The sequence below is a fragment of the Cryobacterium serini genome (genome assembly GCF_004404025.1).
Taxonomy (GTDB): Bacteria; Actinomycetota; Actinomycetes; order Actinomycetales; family Microbacteriaceae; genus Cryobacterium; species Cryobacterium serini.
The window spans coordinates 324,277-338,397 of the sequence record NZ_SOHN01000009.1; the positions used below are offsets into that span (position 1 = coordinate 324,277).

The window sequence follows — 14,121 nt, forward strand, 5'->3', positions numbered from 1 at the left end:
CGATGGCGGTACGGGTTCTCGGCATCGACCCGGGTCTCACCCGGTGCGGTGTGGGCGTGGTCGACGTCGAGGGTAACCGCTCAGCTCGCTTGGTGGACGTGACCGTGCTGCGCACCGCACCCGACCTGCCCCTCGAGCAGCGGCTGTTGCTACTGGCCGAGGGTCTGGAAGACATGCTCGACCGCCATCGGCCGCAATTTATTGCCATTGAACGTGTCTTCGCCCAGCACAACGTGCGCACCGTCATGGGCACCGCGCAGATCAGCGGGGTCGCCCTGCTGCTCGCCGCGAAGCGCGGCCTGCCGGTGACCCTGCACACCCCGAGCGAAGTGAAAGCCGCCATCACCGGCTACGGTGCCGCCGATAAAAAGCAGGTCGGCACAATGGTCGCCCGCATCCTTGGGCTAACCGAGATTCCCAAACCAGCCGACGCAGCGGATGCCCTCGCCCTCGCGATCTGCCACGCTTGGCGTACTGGGGCATCTGGTGGCACGCTGCCTACCGTAGCCTCGGTGAAAGCGTCCACCGTCACGCCCGGAGCCCTCACCCCGGCACAGAAGGCGTGGCGCGATGCCGAACGAGGATTGGTACCAGCGGTGTCGGCGGTGCCCCGTAGTCTTAAGCGGTGATCTCTTCCGTACGTGGCCTTGTCCTTTCAGCCGTCGGCTCAACCGTCGTGATCGAGGTCGGCGGTGTCGGCCTCGCCGTGCAGGTGACGCCGGCCACAGCACTCGGCCTGCGCATCAACGAGGAAGCCCGGCTGGTGACCATCCTCATCGTGCGGGAGGATTCCCTCACGCTCTATGGCTTTTCCACCGGTGACGAACTCGCGGTCTTTGAACTGCTCGTCGGTGTGACCGGTGTGGGCCCCAAGTCCGCTCTCGGCGTGCTGGCCGTACTCACCCCTAACCAGATCGCGCAGGCTGTCGCCGGTGATGACGACGGCGTCTTCCGCAAAGTTAGCGGCATCGGACCGAAAACCGCAAAACTCATCGTGCTTTCCTTGGCCGGCAAACTCGCCGTCACGGCCGCGAGCACGCCGACCCGCCAGCCCGGGGTCCGATCGGTCGCTGCGAGCGTGCAGGCTGCCCTGATCGGCCTCGGCTGGTCGGAGCGGATCGCGGCCGAGGCGGTCGACGAAACCCTGTCCGAGCTGGCGGATGCCGCCGGTACCGACTCCGCGCCGCCGGCGGTTGCCGCTGTGCTCCGGCTGGCACTTGGACGTCTGGGCCCGGCAGCGCACCACGCTACCGGCGCTGCGGCCGCCGCGAGCAACGGAACGTCTCGCTCGTGACAACCGATCCTGACCTCGATAACTCCGTCGTCAAGCTGGTCGACCCGTCGCTTGAAAGCGAGTCAGAGCTTGCCTTCGAGGGGGCCTTGCGCCCGGCGAGTCTGGCCGAATTCGTCGGCCAGAAAAAGGTGCGTGGGCAGTTACAGCTGCTGCTGACCGCCGCAACGATGCAGAATCGCACACCCGATCACATCCTCCTGGCCGGTCCTCCCGGCCTCGGCAAGACCACCCTGGCCATGATCGTCGCCTACGAGGGTAACCGTCCGTTGCGCATGTCGAGTGGTCCAGCCATTCAACACGCTGGCGACCTCGCGGCCGTGCTTTCTTCCCTGGTTCCCGGCGAGGTGCTCTTTATCGACGAGATCCACCGCATGGCACGCTCCGCCGAAGAGATGCTCTACCTCGCCATGGAAGACTTCCGCATTGACATTATGGTCGGCAAGGGCGCCGGTGCTACCTCGGTTCCGCTCGACCTGGCCCCGTTCACCCTGGTCGGTGCCACCACCCGTTCAGGCCTGCTGCCGAACCCCTTGCGCGACCGATTCGGTTTCACAGCCCATCTCGAGTTCTACGCTGAGAGCGAGCTCGAACAAGTTTTGGCTCGTGCAGCACATTTAATCGACCTGCCGATCAAAAAAGATGCTTTGGCCGAGATCGCCGGACGGTGCCGCGGCACACCGCGCATCGCGAACCGCCTGCTGCGCCGGGTCCGTGACTATGCGCTCGTGCACGGGGGAGCGGCCGACATTGCTGCGGTGCACGCGGCACTCGAGCTGTATGACGTCGATGCGATCGGCCTCGACCGCCTCGACCGTGAAGTCATGAAGATCATTTTGACCCGGTTCGGCGGAGGGCCGGTGGGGCTCAACACCCTGGCCGTGTCGGTCGGTGAAGAGTCCGAGACGGTGGAGGCGGTCGTCGAGCCGTTCCTGGTAAGGATAGGCTTCCTCACGCGCACCCCGCGAGGGCGGGTTGCCACGAGCGCAGCGTGGCAACATTTCGGTCTGACCCCTCCTCAGGGCAGTGCGACCCTTCTTGATCTATAATTCAATTTGGTCCATCTGTCTATAGCCTTAGTTCAGAAGGTATCTGCCCGCACACGCGGGCCTCATCACAAGCTTCGGCCACCCGTGCCGCAATCGAAAGGTAATACCGCTTTATGGATTCATTGACTCTCGTCATGTTGGCCGTTTTGGCCGTTCTCGTCTTCTTCATGTTCCGCAATGGCCGTAAGCGCAAGAAAGACCAGGAAGCACTGCAGGCCACCATGGTTCCCGGCGCCGACGTTATGACCAACTTCGGCATGTACGGCACGATCATCGCCATCGATGAGGAGGCCAACAAGGTCGAACTGCAGATCGCCCCCGGCGTCGTTGTCGAAATCCACCGTCAGACCATCGCCCGTGTGGTGGAGCCGGTAGTGGTCGATGACCCCGAGGACTCCAGTGTTGATAGCATCGACTCGCTCACCGAGCCGGAATTCGGCCAGCGCGTTGCCGATGCCGACACCGACACCACGGACCAGCCCAAAAAGGGTGACGCGTAGTTTCTAATTTTTACGCAATACTCGCTTGGCACCACAGTTAAACCAACGCACGTACTGCAACACGCGGCGCGCCCACGCATTTTGGCGTGGGCGCCAACAGAAAGCTGAGTTCATAGGTGGCTAAGTCCTCTCCGGTCAAGAAGGCCTGGCGATCCCTGACCTGGCTTGGCGTGATTATCGTCGGCCTCATCGCCCTCAACGCTTTTGGCGTGTTTACCCAGAACGGATCGTGGGCACCGAAACTGGCCCTTGACCTCGCGGGCGGAACGCAGATCATTCTCGCCCCGCAGGTTGAGAGTGGCGCGACGGTTACCTCTGAACAGTTGGGCGAAGCGGTCGGTATCATCCGCCAGCGTGTGAACTCCTCTGGTGCCTCCGAGGCGGAGGTCAATACTCAGGGCGGACGAAACATCGTCGTATCGATCCCCGGTACCCCCGATGACGCCACCCTGGAACGCATCAAGTCGTCGGCAAAGCTCGAGTTTCGGGCGGTGCTCGTCGCCGGTCAACCGTCCGGCCAGACCGTCGGTGCTGACGGCACCGCAACGCCGACGCCGCAAGTTCCCGTCGATCCGAGCCTGTCGACCACTCCCGCCGTCGAACCGACCAACGCAAGCGACCTCAACTACGTCACCCCTTCACTCCAGGCAGAGTACGACGCCTTCGATTGCAGCAAAATTAACTCCACCAACGTGGCGCCGGCCAACCAGCCCCTGATCACCTGCGAAACGGATGGATCCGTCAAGTACATCCTCGGTCCGGTCGAGGTGGACGGGTCCACGATCGCCAACGCGACCAATGGCCAACAAACGACGCAAAACGGCGCAACCACGGGCGAGTGGGCCGTCAATATCGTCTTCAACAATGATGGAACCTCGAAGTTCGCTGACGTCACCACCCGGTTGTTCGACCTCACCGGTGTGCAAAACCAGTTTGCAATCGTGCTCGACGGCCATGTCATCTCTGCCCCGACCACCCAGGCCGCCATCCTCGATGGCAAGCCACAGATCACCGGGTCATTCGATCAGGACAGTTCAAAAGCGCTGGCAGACCAGCTCAAGTTCGGTGCCCTTCCGATCAGCTTCACCGTGCAAAGCCAGGACACCATTTCGGCGACGCTCGGTTCGACGCAACTGCTCAATGGGCTGATCGCCGGCCTGATCGGTCTGATCCTCGTCGTGCTGTACTCGCTCGCCCAGTACCGTCTTCTCGGGATGATCACGGTTGCGTCTCTAGGCGTGGCTGCGGTGATCACCTATCTGCTCATCACCATTTTGTCCTGGCGCGACGGCTATCGCCTGTCCCTGGCCGGTGTAGCCGGTTTGATCGTGGCTATCGGTATCACTGCCGACTCGTTCATCGTGTACTTCGAACGTGTTCGTGATGAGCTGCGCGACGGTCGCGGGCTGGAGTCCTCGGTCGAAGCTGGCTGGAAGCGGGCTTTCCGCACCATCGTCGCCTCTGACGTCGTCAATTTTCTTGCCGCTGCCGTGTTGTTCGTGCTCGCCGTTGGCAACGTGCGCGGTTTCGCGCTGACGCTTGGCCTCACGACGATCGTCGACCTGCTCGTGGTCAGTTTGTTCACCCACCCGATGCTGCAGCTGGTCGCTCAGACGAAATTCTTTAATGAGGGCCACAAACTCAGCGGGCTGGATCCGCGAGCGCTCGGGGCCGTCTACCGCGGACGGGCCCGATTTGAACCGTCCGCGGCGGTGTCGGCTTCCAAGGTCTCTTCCTCGAGCAAAGAGGCAGCGAAGCGACAAACCATCGCCGAGCGTAAAGCCTCAGAGCTCGTGAGCACCAGCACTGAACGATCGACGGACAGGAAGGATTCCTGATGGCCAGCTTCTCGAAATTTGGAAATGACCTCTACACGGGCGCTCGTTCGCTCAATATCGTCGGGCGTCGGAAGCTCTGGTACTTGATCGCCGGAGGAATGGTCCTCATCGCCCTGGTTGGTCCGTTCCTGTTGCGCGGCGGTTTCGTTTTCGGTATCGAATTCACCGGGGGCAGCGAGTTCGTTGTCTCGCAAACGACCAGCCAGTCGGAGACCACGGCAACGGATGCCGTCGCGAGTGTTGTTCCGGACACCGTCCCGAAGGTCTCCACCGTCGGCTCTGACGGTGTGCGGATCCAGACCGATCAGCTCTCGGAAGCGGAGACCACGGAGGTGCGTGACGCTCTCGCCGCCGCCTATAACGTTCCCGTCCGTGAGGTTGCCACCTCGTTTATCGGTGCGACCTGGGGGCAGGACATCACGGGTCAGGCTCTTCGTGCCCTGGTCGTGTTCCTCGTGCTGGCCGGAATCATCATGGCGATCTACTTCCGCACCTGGAAGATGTCCGTGGCAGCCATGGTCGCCCTGCTGCACGACCTCGTGATCACTGCGGGCTTCTATGGGATAACCGGTTTTGAAATCACGCCGGCGGCAGTGATCGGGTTTCTCACGATCCTTGGGTACTCGCTCTATGACACCGTCGTTGTTTTCGACAAGATTCGCGAGAACACGAATTTCGATGGGTCAGGCTCAAGCCGAACCTTCTCTGAGTCGGTGAACCTCGCCGTCAACCAGACGCTCGTGCGTTCCATCAACACCTCCGTCGTGGCGGCCCTGCCCGTGGCATCCATTCTGTTCATCGGTGCGTTCGTTCTGGGCGCCGGCACCCTGCGCGACATCTCCCTCGCTCTGCTCATCGGAATTCTGGTCGGCACTTATTCGACCATCTTCATCGCGTCACCGATGTATGCCCAGCTGCGAAACGGTGAGGATGTCATTCGTAAACACGACAAGAAAGCCCTCGCCGCGCGCGCCAAGGCTTCAGCTCCAACCGCGGAGAGCGTCACGGCGTAGTTGCAGGAATCTCTGCGATGGAGAGCGGCCAGCCCCGTCGGGCTGGCCGCTTCCGTGTGTGATCGACACGTGATCGCTGGGGGCGTAAGGGCGACCGTCCCAGAACCGGCATAATTGACACTACGCACACCCGCCCGCGTATCTCCGCCGGGCGTGAAGTACGAGGTGAGACTATGACGGACACGACGACCCCCTCCCCGGCGTCGCTGCGCCGTTTAGTTCCGCGCATATTCTCCCGGGCGCAGCCCGCCGGTGCCGTCGATCGCTTGATTAAGACGGTACGGCTGAATCACCCCAAGGTTGATCTGTCGATCATCGAGCGCGCGTATACCGCCGCCGAGCGGGCACACGACGGTCAACTGCGTCGGAGCGGCGAGCCGTACATCACCCATCCCGTCGCCGTGGCTCAGATTTTGGCTGATCTCGGTATCGGTACCAAGACCATCGCTGCTGCTTTGCTGCACGACACCGTGGAGGACACGGACTACACACTAGACGCCCTGCGGGCCGACTTTGGCGATGAAATTGCGATGCTGGTGGATGGGGTCACCAAGCTCGACAAGGTGAAATACGGCGATTCGACCCAGGCCGAGACCGTCCGTAAAATGATCGTCGCAATGTCCAAAGACATTCGAGTGCTCATCATCAAACTCGCGGACCGACTGCACAATGCGCGCACGTGGGGCTTCGTTCCCAATGAATCCGCAGTGCGAAAAGCTACAGAGACTTTGGAAATCTACGCGCCCCTCGCGCACCGCCTCGGAATCCAGACCATTAAATGGGAACTCGAAGACCTTTCTTTTGCGGTGCTGTACCCCAAGCTGTACGCCGAGATTGAAAGTCTGGTCAAGCAGCGCACGCCGCAGCGTGAAGAGTTCGTTCAGCAGGTCATCGACACCATCAACAACGATCTCAAATCGGCACGAATTCGCGGCAAAGTCGCCGGGCGACCCAAACAGTACTACTCGATCTATCAGAAGATGGTCGTGCGCGGCCGTGAGTTCGATGAGATTTACGACCTCGTCGGTATTCGCGTTCTCGTAAATTCCGTGCGGGACTGCTACGCGGTGCTGGGTTCCATCCACGCCCGGTGGACGCCGCTGCCGGGTCGGTTCAAGGACTACATCGCCACGCCGAAGTTCAACCTGTACCAGTCCCTGCACACGACCGTGCTCGGCCCCAGCGGTCGCGCTGTGGAAATTCAGATTCGCACCACCGAGATGCACCAGCGTGCTGAGTTCGGAGTTGCCGCGCACTGGAAGTACAAAGAACAGGTCAACGGCAAAAGTGCAGGCGGGCCAGGTCCCCAGAGCGACACCGATATGGCGTGGCTCGCGCACATCTCTGACTGGCAGGCCGAAACGGCCGACCCGGGAGAGTTCCTTGACTCCCTGCGTTATGAGATCGGCGCCAAGGAAGTTTACGTATTCACGCCGAAGGGCCGGGTCATTGGCCTGCCCTCCGGTGCAACACCGGTCGACTTTGCCTATGCGGTGCATACAGAGGTCGGCCACCGCACCATGGGGGCCAAAGTCAACGGCCGACTGGTACCGCTCGAGAACGAGCTGATCACCGGCGACGTCGTCGAGGTGTTCACCTCGAAAAACCCTGACTCTGGCCCGAGCAAAGACTGGCTGAACTTCGTCAAGAGCCCCAGGGCTCGCAACAAGATCCGGCAATGGTTTACGAAAGAACGCCGCGACGAAGCTATCGAACAGGGCCGCGACGCCATCGCACGCGCGATGCGCAAGCAGAACCTCCCCCTGCAGAAGCTGATGAACCAGGACTCCTTCGCGGAGGTCGCGGCCCAGCTCAAGTACGAAGACGTCTCGGCGCTCTATGCCGCTGTTGGTGAGGGCCACGTTTCGACCCAGTCCGTGCTCGAAAAGGTTGTCTCCTCGGTGCAGAGCATCGAAGACAACGACAACAATGATTTTCCGGTCGCCGCGCGGGGGCGGACGCAGACCACCCGCAATGGAGATTCGGGCGTTCTCGTGCGCGGGGCGCCCGACATCCTCGTGAAACTGGCCCGTTGTTGTACTCCAGTGCCCGGCGACAAGATCGTCGGCTTCGTCACCCGCGGCGCCGGAATCTCGGTACACCAGGCGGCCTGCCACAACGTGCAGTCGCTGCTCAAAGAACCCGAGCGCATGATCGAGGTCGAGTGGGCGCCCACCTCCAAGAGCCTGTTCCTCGTACACATACAAATTGAAGCTCTCGACCGTTCCGGGCTGCTCTCCGACGTCACCCGGGTGTTGTCGGAGCACCACGTAAACATTCTCTCGGCCACCGTCAACACCTCCAGCGCCCGCCTGGCGCTTAGCCGCTTCGTCTTCGAAATGGGTGACACTACCCATCTCGACCGCGTGCTGAACGCCGTGCGTCGCATTGATGCCGTCTACGATGTGTACCGGGTTAGCGACGGCTAACCTGCGGTGAGGGGCGCAGCACCCTGCAGGCACTGTAGGCGCAAGGCCTGCAGGGGAGCCGTGACGGCTGCCAATCGCGCCACGGCAAGAGTGCTGTGGGCGGGGCTGCCTCGTTTGCAGAGGCGAATGGCGGCCGAGACATCGGGGTATTCGCCGTAGTGCAAAAGGCGGGCCAACAGGGCGGTGAGTCCCGCGGCCGGCGCAGTGCCGGGCGTGTAGCGCGCGAGATCGACCGCGGTGCGCAGGGGCGTGGTAACCCGTACCCCCGAGATGGTGCGAACATCGTCGGGAGAGCGCACGATTTCACGCACCTGTGCCCGCGGAGACCACACTGCGGTGGCGCGCGCGCTGATCAGCACACAGAACTGGTGGCGACGCGGCTCCGGTGCGACGCCGTAGATCCACGCGGCGGTGAGTTGTTCAGCGATGGCGCGGGGCGGCACCAGCTGGCTGGCGGCGATAGCGCGGGTATCGCATCCGTCTATCTCATCAATCACGCACCAGGAATCGGCGACTTGGAAGACCTGTCCATCGAGACGGGCGCTGTAGAGCTCGGTGAGCGGCAGGTCGTTTATGCTAAGCGGTCGTCCCGCTGAATTCGTCATGCCACCAGAGTGACGGTCCTACCCATTCAGAAGGCCCAGAGGAGGACGATCTGTGGATAAAGTGCGAACTCCCGCGGAGTGTGTATAACTCCGCGGGAGGCCCTGCCGCTTTGCTACTGGCCGATCGCTTTCAGCCAGGCCTTGCGGGCCTCGAGCGCTTCGGTGGCGTCCTTGATGGCGCGGGCGTTTTGCCCCTTCTGCGCCAGGGCCAGCTCAGCCTCGAGCTTGGCGATCGCGTCGTTCAGCTGGCCGGCCAAGCCCTCGGTGCGTGCCTTCGTCTCCGGGTTATTGTGCTTCCAATGGTCGTCATCGAGTTTGCGCACGACGGCTTCCACCTTGCGAAGACGGTCCTCAATCGGCTTGACCTGGTCCCGGGGAACCTTGCCGATGTCATCCCACTTCCGCTGGATCACGGTGAGCGTGTCGCGCGCAGCGTTGCGGTCGCTCGTGGTGAGCAGGGTTTCGGCCTCGGCCAGCAGCTCGAGCTTGAGTACGAGGTTCGCGGAGAATTCCTCGTTGTCCTGAGCTTCGACCTCGCTTTTGACCGAGTAGAGCACGTCGCCGGCGGCCTTGAACTTGGCCCACATGGCGTCGTCCTGTTTTTTGCCGCTGCGGCCGGCTTTCTTCCATTCGTCGAGCAGGTTTCGGTATGCCGAGACGCCATCGGCACCCTGCGGGGCGAGGGCCTCCGCCTGTTCGATCAGATGCTGCTTCTTGGTGCGAACGTCTTTGTGAGCGCTGTCAAGCTCGGCGAAGAACGCCTTGCGGTTCTGCTCGATCGTCGTGCGCGCGGCACGGAAGCGCTTCCAGAGGTCGTTGGCTTCCCCCTTGGGAATGCGCGGGGCGTCGTGCTGGTGTGCCTGCCATTTGGCGAACAGAACGTCGAGAGCGGCGCTGGTCTGCTTCCACTGCGTCTTCGCCGGATCTTCGGCGGCAAGACGCTCCGCCTCGGTCACGATCTCTGCCCGCTCAGCGACGGCGGCTGCGGATGCGGCCTTGGTTTCGATGCTCTGCTGCTCGGTGAGCTCACTGACAGCCCCGCCGAGGGCACCGAGACGCTCGGCCAGTGCGGCGAGATTGCCGACGGCGTTGGCGTTGGCAACGGCGACGGTGAGGTTGGAGACCGACTTGGCGATATCCGCGGCCGGAGCGCCCCCCTTCGCGCGCTGTTCGAGCAGGGTTACCTGTCCGTTGAGCTCAACGTACTTGCGTTCGAAGTAGGCCAGGGCCTCTTCCGGAGTGGCATCCGGGTATTGGCCGACGGCGCGTTCGCCATCGGCTTCGCGCACGTAAACCGTGCCGGTTTCGTCTACGCGACCCCATGGTTGCTGATCTGTCGTAGTCAAGAGCCTCACCTTTGCTGAGTTGTTGTGTGTGGATCCGCGGGAGTGAAGAGTGCGGAGCCAGGAAATACCCTGATAAGCCTATTGCAATAGCGCAGGCGGGTCGATTGATCCTACTGAACTGTTATGCCCGTAATGGTGGTCGGCACGACGGGCGAGGCACCGCCTGCCGTGATTCCAGCATCCGTGATCTCGGCCTTGATCTGGTCGAGGCCGCTCGTGACCCGGCCAAGCACCGTGTAACCGCCCGCGCTGTCGGCGGGGATAGTGCTGTCTTCGTAGACGATGAAGAACTGGCTGCCGTTGGAGAAGCCGTCGTTGCCGGAACGCGCCATGGCGAGGGTCCCTGCTGGATAAACGTCGTCGGTCGGGGCATTCTCCACCGGTCCGTAGCTGTAGTCGGGGCCACCGGTGCCATCACCCACCGGGTCGCCGCACTGCAGCACGAAAATACCCTCCACCGTTAGACGGTGGCAGGTGAGGCCGTTATAGAACCCGGTTTGAACGAGCTTGATGGTCGACGAAACTGCCTGCGGAGCCAGAGCACCGTCGAGCTCGAATCCGACCGGAATGTCGTTGAGGGTCATGCTGCCGGTCCAGGCGCGACCTTCGGCCAGCGTGCTGGCGGGCACTGCACCCGAATTAGCACCGGCGGCAGCGGTCGGCGCCGTGGTCGGGGTGTCGGTGGTGTCGGTGGCCGCGGTGGTTGCGGCCGGAGTGCCTGGTCCGCCGTCGAAGTAGAACACCTGCGCGACCACGATGAGGGTCAGTACGACGAGCAGTCCGCCCCCGGCGATGAGATTGTCCCGCACGCGACGCTTTTTCTGGTGCTCGTGCACGGCCCGTCTGGCTTGGTAGGAACGAACGCGTCCGCGCTCTTCACGTGCCGCACGCTCGAGCTTGTAATTCGAAGCCACTTGGAACCCCTCCAGGGCCGTCGGGATTGGCGACGACCGAACAAAAAGCAATCAGGCGCCACGTGCTCCCGACCTCGTAGAACTCTACGCACAAACTACGCTGTAAGAATGTCGGATGCTCAACCGGGTCTGCACAGTGGGCAGGCCCCCCTCGCCGTACGAATGCGCCCAAAAACACTTGACGAGGTCGCCGGCCAGCGCCACCTGCTGACGCCGGGTTCCCCGCTGGTGAGCCTCGCGAGCGACAAGACCGGGGAGCGCGGCAGCGTGTCGGTCATCTTGTGGGGACCGCCCGGCACCGGAAAAACCACGCTGGCGCAGGCCATCGCGCACAGCTCGGGGCGACGGTTCGTCGAGCTGTCCGCTGTGACGGCCGGCGTACGTGACGTGCGGCAGGTGATGGAAGATGCCCGCACCAACCGCGATTTGTATGGCCTCGCGACGGTGCTGTTTCTTGACGAGATCCACCGCTTTTCCAAGGCTCAACAGGACACCTTGTTGCCGGGAGTCGAGAACGGTGTCGTCATTCTGGTCGCCGCGACCACCGAAAACCCATCGTTCTCGATTATTTCTCCTTTGCTGTCGCGTTCTCTCTTACTCACCCTCGAAGTGCTCAGTGACGACGACCTCGGCATTGTTGTGGACCGCGCCGTCACCGACACGCGCGGCCTGGCCGACCGGTTTGAGTTGGACCCTGAAGCCCGCGGCGCGATCATCCGCCTCGCCTCTGGTGACGCCCGGCGGGCGCTGACCGCGCTGGAGGCGGCATCCGTTTCAGCGGAGTCGACGCTGGAACCCGGAGCGACCGGCAAGCCCGTCATCACGACTGATATCGTCTCGCTCGCCGTTGATCGTGCCTTGCTGCGTTACGACCGGAATGGTGACGAGCACTATGACGTGATCAGTGCGTTCATCAAGTCGGTGCGCGGCAGTGACGTCGACGCTGCACTGCATTACCTGGCGCGCATGATCGAGGCCGGCGAAGATCCGCGGTATATTTGCCGCCGCATCATCGTTCTCGCCTCCGAAGACATCGGCATGGCCGACCCGCAATCGCTCCTCATCGCTGTAGCCGCCGCCGACGCCGTGCAATTAATCGGCATGCCCGAGGGCCGCATACCCTTGGCCCAGGCAGTCGTGCACCTCGCAACTGCGCCCAAGTCCAACGCGGCCTACATGGCGCTTGATGCGGCGATCGCCGACGTGCGGGCCGGCAAGATGGGCCGAGTGCCCAAGGGCATGCGCGACGCGCATTACCCCGGCGCTAAACGACTCGGTCACGGCAAGGGGTACGTATACCCGCACAACGACGCGCTCGGCGTGGTCACCCAGCAGTATCCGCCGACCGAATTGAAAAACACCCGCTACTACGAGCCGACCGAGCACGGCCACGAGCGCGACATTTCTGCGCGCCTGCTCAAAATCCGCAGAATAGTGCGCAATCAGTAACGGTGCGTCCGTGTGCTAGCCTTGTCTTCGCCTACAACTGGTTTCGGCATGCGGCTGCGTCCGTTTCCAGTTTGGAGGGGAATCGTTCTGTAGCCGAACTTCCCGTGGCACCCAATCCTCTGATCTCCCATGACGCAGTGCTGTAGCCATACGCACTCGCCCTGGTATCCCTGTTATTGAGTCCGATTGAAAGGAAACCGTGTCTACCAAGTCACGTACCCGCAGTAAAACTCGCCTTTCGCGCGCGCTGGGCATCGCCCTCACGCCGAAGGCAGCCCGCTTCCTCGAGAAGCGCCCCTACGCACCCGGTGAGCACGGCCGCACCAAGCGCAAGACCGATTCGGACTACGCCGTACGCCTCCGCGAAAAGCAGCGCTTACGCGCCCAGTACGGCATCCGCGAAGCCCAGCTCAAGATTGCCTTCGAGCAGGCTCGTCGTCGCCAGGGACTGACCGGTGAGAACCTCGTCGAGATCCTGGAGACCCGTCTGGACGCCCTCCTCGTTCGTTCCGCGATCGCCCGTACCACGGCTCAGGCTCGTCAGATGATCGTGCACCGTCACATCCTCGTCGACGGAGAGCTCGTTGACCGGCCCTCCTTCCGCGTGAAGCCCGGCCAGCTCATGCACGTCAAGGCTCGCAGCGAGGGCATGGAGCCCTTCCAGGTTGCAGCAGCCGGCGGACACGTCGACCTGCTTCCCAAGCTCCCGCCGTACCTCGAGGTTGAGCTCGACAAGCTTCAGGCCCGCCTCGTGCGCGCCCCGAAGCGCATCGAGATTCCCGTGACCTGTGAAGTTCAGCTCGTCGTGGAGTACTACGCAGCCCGATAGCTAGCATTGACCGGATCTCAGTAGCCTTCGGGCTGCTGGAAACCGATACGCTGAAGGGCGGATCACCCCAGGGTGATCCGCCCTTTTGTATACCCGGGCTCCGCAGGAGCCGATCAAGCGAAGTGGAGTCACCGTGTCAGGTGGAGATATTGCCGGACTCATCGCTGCCGGCGTGTTCGCGATTTTGGTCGCGCTCATTGCCATTCCGCTGGTCAAATTGGGCCGGGTGTTTGATGAGACCACCGCGGCCATCCACGAACTCAGCGACGGAATCACCCCGATGCTGACCGAGACGACCGATGCTATTCGCGGCGCCAACCAGCAACTGGCTCGGGTGGACACCATCACGAGCAACGTAGCGGATGCCACAGGTAACGTTTCAGCACTCGTCGCGTTGTTCGCCGCGACGGTTGGTGGACCCCTTATCAAACTCGCTGGGTTCTCTGCCGGCGTGCGGGCGGCCTTTCGCGCCGGGCGGCCGCGGCCTCGGCGTAATCGGGGTTGACCGGCTACTCTGGATTCGGCGCCGATATTTTCGCGCCCGACTTATGGATAGCTACGGCTAGGCAGATTCAGGGAGAAGTGCAATGAAGAACGTCATCTGGTTGGTCATCGGCGTCGCCGCGGGCTTCGTGGTGGCCCATGAGGTCAACAAGACCCAGCAAGGCAAGCAGTTCTTCACCGAACTCGACACCAAGGCCCGCGAGTTCGGCGAGGCTATTTCCGAGGGCTACCGGCAGCGCGAGGCGGAGCTGCACGCCGCGCTCGGCGACGCGTCGACGCCTACCGCGCCGTAAGCATCCGGTCTAAAAAGAACCTTCGTCTTTCGCACCACCACACTCATGCACCATCAAAGCT

At 62.5% G+C, this 14,121-nt stretch carries 14 protein-coding genes; 11 read left to right on the forward strand and 3 right to left on the reverse strand.

Annotated elements, in window-relative coordinates; translation table 11 throughout:
- Positions 1 to 2: 2 nt before the first annotated feature.
- The 7 genes from ruvC (at position 3) to E3T51_RS07125 (ending at position 8,120) form a co-directional block, all read left to right on the forward strand.
- Positions 3 to 629, forward strand: coding sequence for a crossover junction endodeoxyribonuclease RuvC (ruvC, locus tag E3T51_RS07095; protein WP_134529092.1), 627 nt, complete (start codon positions 3 to 5; stop codon positions 627 to 629).
- Positions 626 to 1,294 carry a Holliday junction branch migration protein RuvA gene (gene ruvA / locus E3T51_RS07100; RefSeq protein ID WP_134529094.1) on the forward strand — a complete coding sequence of 223 codons (669 nt, stop codon included), beginning with the start codon at positions 626 to 628 and terminating at the stop codon, positions 1,292 to 1,294. The genes ruvC and ruvA overlap by 4 nt, the downstream gene beginning before the upstream one ends.
- Positions 1,295 to 1,329: 35 nt before the next feature.
- Entirely contained in the window at positions 1,330 to 2,340 is a 1,011-nt protein-coding gene (gene ruvB, locus E3T51_RS07105) for a Holliday junction branch migration DNA helicase RuvB (RefSeq protein ID WP_134529423.1), read from the forward strand.
- A gap of 113 nt (positions 2,341 to 2,453) precedes the next feature.
- On the forward strand, positions 2,454 to 2,840 hold the full coding sequence (yajC, locus tag E3T51_RS07110) for a preprotein translocase subunit YajC (RefSeq protein ID WP_134529096.1): 387 nt from the start codon (positions 2,454 to 2,456) through the stop codon (positions 2,838 to 2,840).
- Positions 2,841 to 2,956: 116 nt separating this feature from the next.
- Complete coding sequence (gene secD / locus E3T51_RS07115) at positions 2,957 to 4,678, forward strand: protein translocase subunit SecD (RefSeq protein WP_134529098.1); 1,722 nt, start codon at positions 2,957 to 2,959, stop codon at positions 4,676 to 4,678.
- Entirely contained in the window at positions 4,678 to 5,691 is a 1,014-nt protein-coding gene (secF, locus tag E3T51_RS07120) for a protein translocase subunit SecF (RefSeq protein ID WP_134529100.1), read from the forward strand. The genes secD and secF overlap by 1 nt, the downstream gene beginning before the upstream one ends.
- Positions 5,692 to 5,864: 173 nt before the next feature.
- A complete protein-coding gene (locus E3T51_RS07125) occupies positions 5,865 to 8,120 on the forward strand; it encodes a RelA/SpoT family protein (RefSeq protein WP_134529102.1) in 2,256 nt (751 codons plus the stop codon).
- On the opposite strand, the gene E3T51_RS07130 is transcribed toward E3T51_RS07125, so the two are convergent.
- The 3 genes from E3T51_RS07130 to E3T51_RS07140 all read right to left on the reverse strand — a co-directional run bounded on the left by E3T51_RS07130 (position 8,117) and on the right by E3T51_RS07140 (position 10,985).
- On the reverse strand, positions 8,117 to 8,725 hold the full coding sequence (locus E3T51_RS07130) for a type IV toxin-antitoxin system AbiEi family antitoxin (protein WP_134529104.1): 609 nt from the start codon (positions 8,723 to 8,725) through the stop codon (positions 8,117 to 8,119). The two genes, E3T51_RS07125 and E3T51_RS07130, sit on opposite strands and share 4 nt — an antisense overlap.
- 113 nt (positions 8,726 to 8,838) lie before the next feature.
- Positions 8,839 to 10,071: a DUF349 domain-containing protein gene (locus tag E3T51_RS07135; protein WP_134529106.1), complete on the reverse strand. Its 1,233-nt coding sequence runs from the start codon at positions 10,069 to 10,071 to the stop codon at positions 8,839 to 8,841.
- A 110-nt stretch (positions 10,072 to 10,181) separates the two neighbouring features.
- Positions 10,182 to 10,985 (reverse strand): peptidylprolyl isomerase, encoded by an 804-nt coding sequence (locus E3T51_RS07140; RefSeq protein WP_134529107.1) that lies wholly within the window; start codon positions 10,983 to 10,985, stop codon positions 10,182 to 10,184.
- A gap of 108 nt (positions 10,986 to 11,093) precedes the next feature.
- Between E3T51_RS07140 and E3T51_RS07145 the strand changes: the two genes are divergently transcribed.
- From E3T51_RS07145 to E3T51_RS07160, 4 genes are all read left to right on the forward strand, one after another.
- Positions 11,094 to 12,434, forward strand: coding sequence for a replication-associated recombination protein A (locus E3T51_RS07145; RefSeq protein ID WP_134529109.1), 1,341 nt, complete (start codon positions 11,094 to 11,096; stop codon positions 12,432 to 12,434).
- Positions 12,435 to 12,633: 199 nt separating this feature from the next.
- Positions 12,634 to 13,263 carry a 30S ribosomal protein S4 gene (rpsD, locus tag E3T51_RS07150; protein WP_092107727.1) on the forward strand — a complete coding sequence of 210 codons (630 nt, stop codon included), beginning with the start codon at positions 12,634 to 12,636 and terminating at the stop codon, positions 13,261 to 13,263.
- Between the two features lie 133 nt (positions 13,264 to 13,396).
- The gene (locus tag E3T51_RS07155) at positions 13,397 to 13,768 is read left to right on the forward strand and encodes a DUF948 domain-containing protein (protein WP_134529111.1); all 372 of its coding nucleotides are present in this window, start codon (positions 13,397 to 13,399) and stop codon (positions 13,766 to 13,768) included.
- 82 nt (positions 13,769 to 13,850) lie between these two features.
- On the forward strand, positions 13,851 to 14,060 hold the full coding sequence (locus tag E3T51_RS07160) for a hypothetical protein (RefSeq protein WP_104192798.1): 210 nt from the start codon (positions 13,851 to 13,853) through the stop codon (positions 14,058 to 14,060).
- Positions 14,061 to 14,121 lie beyond the last annotated feature (61 nt).